Annotated in this window: 6 protein-coding genes; 3 read left to right on the plus strand and 3 right to left on the minus strand. The window is 60.2% G+C overall.

The window, feature by feature from the left end:
* Window positions 1-676 precede the first annotated feature (676 nt).
* Together QWL29_RS26075 and QWL29_RS26080 are read right to left on the minus strand one after the other, a co-directional pair.
* Complete coding sequence (locus QWL29_RS26075; RefSeq protein ID WP_305825771.1) at window positions 677-988, minus strand: hypothetical protein; 312 nt, start codon at window positions 986-988, stop codon at window positions 677-679.
* Complete coding sequence (locus tag QWL29_RS26080; protein WP_305825772.1) at window positions 985-3393, minus strand: DUF8189 domain-containing protein; 2409 nt, start codon at window positions 3391-3393, stop codon at window positions 985-987. Before QWL29_RS26080 ends, QWL29_RS26075 begins: the two co-directional genes overlap by 4 nt.
* A gap of 326 nt (window positions 3394-3719) precedes the next feature.
* Between QWL29_RS26080 and QWL29_RS26085 the strand changes: the two genes are divergently transcribed.
* From QWL29_RS26085 to QWL29_RS26095, 3 genes are all read left to right on the plus strand, one after another.
* Window positions 3720-4505: a hypothetical protein gene (locus QWL29_RS26085; RefSeq protein WP_305825773.1), complete on the plus strand. Its 786-nt coding sequence runs from the start codon at window positions 3720-3722 to the stop codon at window positions 4503-4505.
* A 226-nt stretch (window positions 4506-4731) separates the two neighbouring features.
* On the plus strand, window positions 4732-5661 hold the full coding sequence (locus tag QWL29_RS26090) for a helix-turn-helix transcriptional regulator (RefSeq protein ID WP_305825774.1): 930 nt from the start codon (window positions 4732-4734) through the stop codon (window positions 5659-5661).
* 17 nt (window positions 5662-5678) lie between these two features.
* On the plus strand, window positions 5679-6554 hold the full coding sequence (locus QWL29_RS26095; protein ID WP_305825775.1) for a hypothetical protein: 876 nt from the start codon (window positions 5679-5681) through the stop codon (window positions 6552-6554).
* A 98-nt stretch (window positions 6555-6652) separates the two neighbouring features.
* Here QWL29_RS26095 and QWL29_RS26100 read toward each other — a convergent pair.
* Window positions 6653-6923 (minus strand): hypothetical protein (locus QWL29_RS26100; RefSeq protein ID WP_305825776.1); only part of this gene is annotated, 271 nt, incomplete at its 5' end.

Below are 6923 nucleotides of genomic sequence, written 5' to 3' on the forward strand. Positions count from 1 at the left end.
TCAGTTTAATCTCTGTTTGTTGACACTTGCGTGTCACCCGTTATTGCTAACGGGGTCGCTCACTCAAAATACTGACCGTTACTCATTGCTGAGCAACGTATTTCTTTTGTGTGAACATTTGATAATTTAAGTAATCAGCTGAACTAGTCAGCTGGCACCATCATCAAACGCCCACACTTATCGACAGTTAATTGTTAAAGAACTTATTCGATACTACTTGCTGCGCCTCGACAAATCGTTTTGTTTGTCAGCAGCAGAGAAGCGAGATTATGCAGTGTTTCGTTTGCGTCGTCAACTTCTTTTTTTCTTTTCCCTTTCGCATCTGCCGGTTTGCACTGGCGTTGCGTTGGGGAACGAGACTATAGCAAAGTGCCATCCAGGTCGCAAGGCTCTTTTTTCGCCTTTATGACAACCGATCTTTTACCGACAGCAATCTATTTGGAAATCTAACGTCTTTCGATACGAACAACGGAACTGTCCAGGTCTTTTCGCGGTCGTACGAAGGTCAACCATCACCATGCCTGTGTGCGCCTCACATCCCAGAACTGGGCGGCACTTGCCTAACCGGCGGTTCCGGTAATCGGGGGGATCTCGTCGGAGGCAAGTGCATGCCCAGTCCGTACGAATGCGAGGGCACCAGCTTGCACTGGCGGCCCTCCTGCACGGATTCGTCCCTTCAGCCCGGCTTGATCCTCAATACGTCAGGACCCGCTTCGAGCACCTCGATCACCCGCGCGTCGCCGAGACGAAAGCGATTCATCCCCAGCGCGGTGACGCCGGCGGTGCTACGTACTTGCCGGTCGTCCGCCCCCGGCATGCCGCTCACCACCTGGCCGGCGCCCCGGAAGTCCAGGGTTTCCCTGCCCTGCCGGCTGGGCGGAAACGGAAAGGTATCGTGAGGGCGATAGACTTGCACGTCGCCCTCGTCCTCCTCGAAGGAGTGGGCCCAGGTTCCGCTGAGCCCATCTGGTTGCAGATCGCCCATCATGCGCCTGCTCCCAGCATCGGCGTTCCGGCGGGCTGCAGCGTCATCGGCATGTCGGCTTTCTCTTCACACTCCTCGTCACTGCGGAATGCGGTGATGACGCCGCCCATGAATTCGTACCCGGTCAGCGAGGGTCCCCAGGCCGCGCCGTTCCACCACTTGTGATACAGGGCGCTGTCGGTACCGGTGACGAAGACGTCGAGACGCTTCGGTCCCCAGGCGACCACGCGCGGCTGCGAGGTGCAGGTGCCGCCCATCTTTTCGTAGCCCGTGACCGACGGCCCCCAGGCCGAGCCGTTCCACCATTTGTGGTACAGCGCGCTGTCGGAGCCGATGACGAACACGTCGAGACGGTTCGGTCCCCAGGCGACGGCCTCCGGCCTGTCGACGCAGACGCCGCCGAGACGTTCGAAGCCCTTGACCGAGGGCCCCCAGGCCGAGCCATCCCACCACTTGTGATACAGCGCGCCGTCGGTGCCGGTAACGAATACGTCGAGGCGGTTCGCTCCCCAGGAAACGACTTTCGGCGGCGAGGTACAGACGCCGCCCAGGTTTTCGTAGCCGGTGATCGACGGCCCCCAGGCACTGCCGTTCCACCACTTGTGATACAGCGCGCGGTCGGTGCCGACCACGAAGATGTCGAGGCGGTCCGGCCCCCAGGCAACGATTTCGGGCTGGCCGACGCACACGCCGCCCAGGTTCTCGTAGCTCGTCAGCGACGGGCCCCAGGCGCCGTTGTACCACTTGTGGAACAAGGCACGATTGGTCCCGAGGACGAAGACGTCGAGCCGGTTCGGTCCCCAGCTGACGATGCGCGGATCGTCGACGCACACACCGCCCATGAATTCGTAGCCGGTCAGCGACGGTCCCCACGCGGAACCGTTCCACCACTTGTGGTAGAGGGCGCTGTCGGTGCCGGTCACGAACACGTCCAGCCGGTTCGGGCCCCAGGCCACGGCCTGCGGCACGCTGGTGCAGGCGCCGCCCATCTTTTCGTAGCCGGTGACCGACGGGCCCCACGCGGAGCCGTTCCACCACTTGTGGTACATGGCGCGGTCGGTACCGATCACGAACGCATCGAGCCGGTTCGGTCCCCAAGCGACAGCCGGCGACGAGCTGGGGCGAATGGCGCCCGCGCTGCTGCCGATCGCACTGCGCACGCCGTCCAGGCAAGCCTGCATGCGCGCGACCTGGCCCGCCGAGAACATCACCATCGCACGGTCGTCGACGTAATCCATGTAGTTCATGAACATGTCGCCGTTCGGCCCATTGCTGCAAGAGACGCGCGGGAAGCTCGGTACGCCGACGTTGGCGCCGCCCTGGTTCGGGGTGTCGGCCACGTTGTCGGTGCCGCTGCAGCCGGTGCCGTCGTCGCCCCAGATGTGGTTCAGGTTGAGCCAGTGGCCGATTTCGTGAGTGGTCGTGCGCCCCAGGTTGAAAGGCGCGGCCGCCGTGCCGTTGGTACCGAAGGCGGAGTGCAGGATGACGACGCCGTCGGTGGCGTCTGGGCCACCGGGAAATTGCGCGTAGCCGAGCAGGCCGCCGCCCAGCTGGCAGACCCATATGTTCAGGTAGTTCGCCGCGGGCCAGGCATTCAGGCCGCCGCTGGCCGTCGACTTGACGGCGTCGTTGTCGTTAAACGAAGCAAGCGAGGTCTGGCGCCGTTCGATGCCCGAGGTCGGCGCGCCGGATGGGTCGGTCGTCGCCAGGAAGAACTCGACGCGCGAATCCGCCGCCAGTGGCAGGAAGGGTGCGGGCGTCGTGCCGACGTCCGGATTGGTGCGGCGGAAGTCGCGGTTCAGCACGTCGATCTGGCTGGCGATTTGCGCGTCGGAGATGTTTTGCGCCGGCGTGTTCCAGACCACATGCACGACCGCCGGGATGCGGGTAATGCCCGTACGCTGGATGCCGGACACCCCGCTCTCCAGCAGCGCCGTTTCGATTTCGATGTCGTCGCGGCGGCGCGCGTATTCCGGGTTGTTCGACAGCAGACGCCTGTGCACGTCCATGGTGCCGCACTTGCGCACCTGCGGCTGGCCGCTGTCGCCTCCCCCTCCTCCTCCGCCAAAACCGCCGCCGCCGCCGCTAAAATCGCCAGCGTCGCCTTTTCCGCCGGCACGCTCGAGTCCGGCACTGCCATTGCCCATGCTGCCGGTGGGCATCTCGTATTCGCTGCCGCGCCCGCCCCTTTTCGCTCCCATCGCGCCGGACGGCATGTCTCCCGTGGGTTCGCGCCTGGCGATGCCCGGCATGCCGCGTTCCTCGGGCGCCAGGTCGACGTTACCATCGTTCGGCATCATATTGCCGATGGCGCCGTCTACATCGGACACGCTGGAAGCGGGCCCGGCGTCACCTGCTCCGTTACCGTCCGGCATGGATGTTGCAGCTTTGGATGTCTTCGTTTTCATGTTCTTCCCCTCGTCGCCTGCAATGCAATTGCGCCCTTTATCGGGGGCACGCCTTTCCAATCGATATCAAACTGGAAGCACGGTCTTACGTCGTAAGACAATCGGCAGGAGCGAAGTTCCGGGGGCGGAAAGATAAAAAATCGCAGGTAACGAACACGGCATTTTGCGCAATAAAAGCAATGTTATTTCGCGATTCTTGGTGCGCCATACAAGGCCGTCGCCAAGCGGCTGTCTTTTTTTAGCAATAGAACATACGTTCTATGGAAGTGCGCTGATTTCCGCCGCATACTTTTGTGATTACTTAACATCAACAATACTCGCTCATCATGACAACATCGAAAACAGCATTGCGCTATCCAGGGCAGGCGATCGGCATTCTCGGCCTTGCATTCCTGATGTCGGCCTGCGGCGGCGGCAGTGACTCGAATTCTGCAAATGGTGGAGGAAATGTTTCGGCTGGTAATCCTGCACCGATCACGAATGTGCTGGCGCCCGACGCGCAGATCGTCGCCTATCTCAAGTCCAGCAATATCGATTTCATTCCCGGTGCAAATGGCCGCCCGGAAGGTACCTGGCGCTGGCCCGCTACGCCGGACCAGCACGTTGCCGTTTATCTTCCGGCCCCGGCAACCGGAAACGCAACGGAGCAGGATTACGCGAACAAGGTCACGACCAGCGTCAACCTGATCAATGCAAAACTGAGCGGCTTGCTGGTGCTCGATCTCACTGGGACCCGTCCTGCAAGCGGAAACTTCATTCAGGTCAGCTACCTCACTTCGTATGTGCCCCAGGGATCGACCGATTACGCCGGCTATTGCGCCAATGTCGCCACGGGACCGAATATCGGGAGCATGATCGTGCCCGATGCGGGCAACAACATTGCGTCCGGGCCGGTCTATGTGAATCTCGGGAATGGCCAGTGCAATGTCACCCAAGACATCGTCACGCATGAATTTGGCCATGCATTGGGCCTTGCCAACCATTTCGCCAGCTTTGGCGACGCGCCGGCCAACTCGTGGACATTGGCATATTTCGACGTGCTGGCTACGCTGTACGGCAATCCGCAATCCACGCCAGCAGCGAATATCGTCGTCAAGCGCGCGAAGAACTGAACGAGGAACCAGGGTGCATGTCCGCACACCGGGTCGAGGAAAAACGGTGGGTTCACACCGCTGTTTTTCCCGGATGGCAGCCAACGGGCCGGTTGTAAAAACAGCATATTGCTGGGCAAGAAAATAGAGTTGCTTGAACATCAACGATATAATTGCTCAAACAATATTCGACCAGCCCAATGCGCGCGCATCATTTTGAGCCTGTAACCTCCGGAGAAACAGCACAATGATCGAACGCATGCTGTTCGATCTCTATTCCGGTGCGAGAGACCTGTCCCTCGCGGAATTCGGCGAGCTGGGATTCGGCATCGTGCGCAATGTACTGCCCATTCACTCCGGCATGTTTGGCCAGGGTACCTACGATGCCCGCGGCTACGTTACGATCCATACGCTGCACCGTCATGCGGTGCCGGCGGAACGGCTGCTCGAACGCACGATCCTGTCCGGCTCGGACCCGGCCATCAGCAACAGCCTCGCGCATGCCGGCCAGACCGTGCACACCCCTACCCTGCTGCACGCGCGCGACAATGCGGATCTCGGACGCTATGTCCGGCGCTACGATGTCTGGAATGCGTTCACGCTGATTCCCGGCGTCCCGGTCGGCACGCCGACGGATGGGGTGACGGTATGGACCGGCAAGATGAAGCGCGGTACGAAAATGGCCGACCTGATCGGCAGCGCGCACCAGGTCCTGCCGCACCTGCTGCTGGCAAACAGCATCAACCGCCGCCTGCATACTGGCGAAACAGGACCTGCGTGCATCGTGGCGGCGCCGGACGGCGTGCTGTTGAGCGCAAGTCCGGCGGCGCTGGCCTTGCTGTCCGCCGAATGGCCCGACTGGAATCCTCCCCACCTGCCCAAGCCTTTGACTGCTGCACTGCAGGCCAGCCGTCACCTCGAGATCGGCAGGCTGAGCGTGTTTGCCTCCATGTCGAACAGGCTGCTGCTCCTGCGGCTGACGCGCCGCACCGCCCCCAGCCTGAGCCCCGCCGAGCAGCGCGTCGCCGCGATGGCAGTTGCCGGCGCGGTGTACAAGGAAATTGCACGCGAATGCGGCGTGTCCTTGTCGACAGTGCGCAACCAGCTACATGCGGTCTACACGAAACTTGGCGTACGCAACAAGACAGAATTGGCGAAAGCCCTTGCTGCTCAATGAAACCTTGAGGAACCTTGATGAGCTATTACGATCCAGATCAGCTACCTTTTGGCACGTCGCCATTCGATGCGCCCGGAATGGGCATTTCCCCTTCCGATAGCCAGTTCACAGCCGCGCAAAAATACAGCACCGAGCTCGTGCGGCAAGGGATGGAGTCCCATGCGAATTTCCTACGTGAGATGGATGCCACATTGCAAACTGGCGCATCGACAGCTGGTGTGGCAGGCGGGGTGGCAGGAATATACGGCGCGTCCAACTATGTTCCAAGCCAGCTGTCGCGACTGCTCCGGCAACTAGGCCCTGGGAAGATAACGGATACAAAAAGCCTGGCCTCGTTGATTGAAGAAAAGCGCAGCAAACTCGAAAGGACGCGGTTACAGGAAACTCGCGGCCTGAAACGGGGAGCGGCAGTAGCATGGATGATCGCGGCCGTCCTGTTGTGCATCGTGCTTTTCCACGTTCAGTTTTTCAACGCGTCCTACCGACAAGTCAGCTACGAATACTTCACCGTCAGGATCGCCCTCCTTGTCGCCCTGTTCTGTGGATGGAAATGCACCAGCAAGGTACGCCGTGCGTTCACCCAGGCCGAAAAGGAAAGTCCATTGCAACTGCAGGCACTGCGTGAAGCCCTCGATCAAGCCAATGCCAAGGACTGGAAACCTGCCTTGAACAGGGATCCCCTGACGCCGGAGTTCATTTCCGATTTCAACGCACACTTCAAGAAGAAGTCGGGGAAGGATATGCCTTACCTGGTCTATCGATACAACGAGATTTTTGATCGGCGGCTGTGTCTGGTTTCCGATGCATCGAATTTGAATGAAGCCGATCTGCAGCACGGGAAGATCATCGGGCTCGACGATGTGCGCGCCATGAAGACTCATCAGGGCGCCTGACAAAACCTGCTATTCGTCCTGATAGCGACGAGCTCGCACACTGAGCGATACCAATGGGCTGCCATTTGCCCAGAAAGCTCGTTTGCAAACGCCCGCGATCAGCCACAACCCGACGATATCTCATGCACGCGATTTACTTCAGACGGAGAGTAGCGTCTGGCTGTGAGCCAGACTTCGAGCAGGTTTGGCTGGAACTGACCGAGCTTATACGCGATCGTAGGGTGGGCATGTGTGGTGCTGGCATTTAGCCAGCCCCACTGCCCACGCGGTCTCATCAGTGGATCATCGGCAACTTGATTATGGCCGGCACATAAAAAATGGTCACCCAAAGCAAAAAACCCCGCAGAGATCACTCTGCGGGGTTTTTCA

Source organism: Massilia brevitalea (genome assembly GCF_030711405.1).
Taxonomy (GTDB): domain Bacteria; phylum Pseudomonadota; class Gammaproteobacteria; order Burkholderiales; family Burkholderiaceae_D; genus Telluria; species Telluria brevitalea.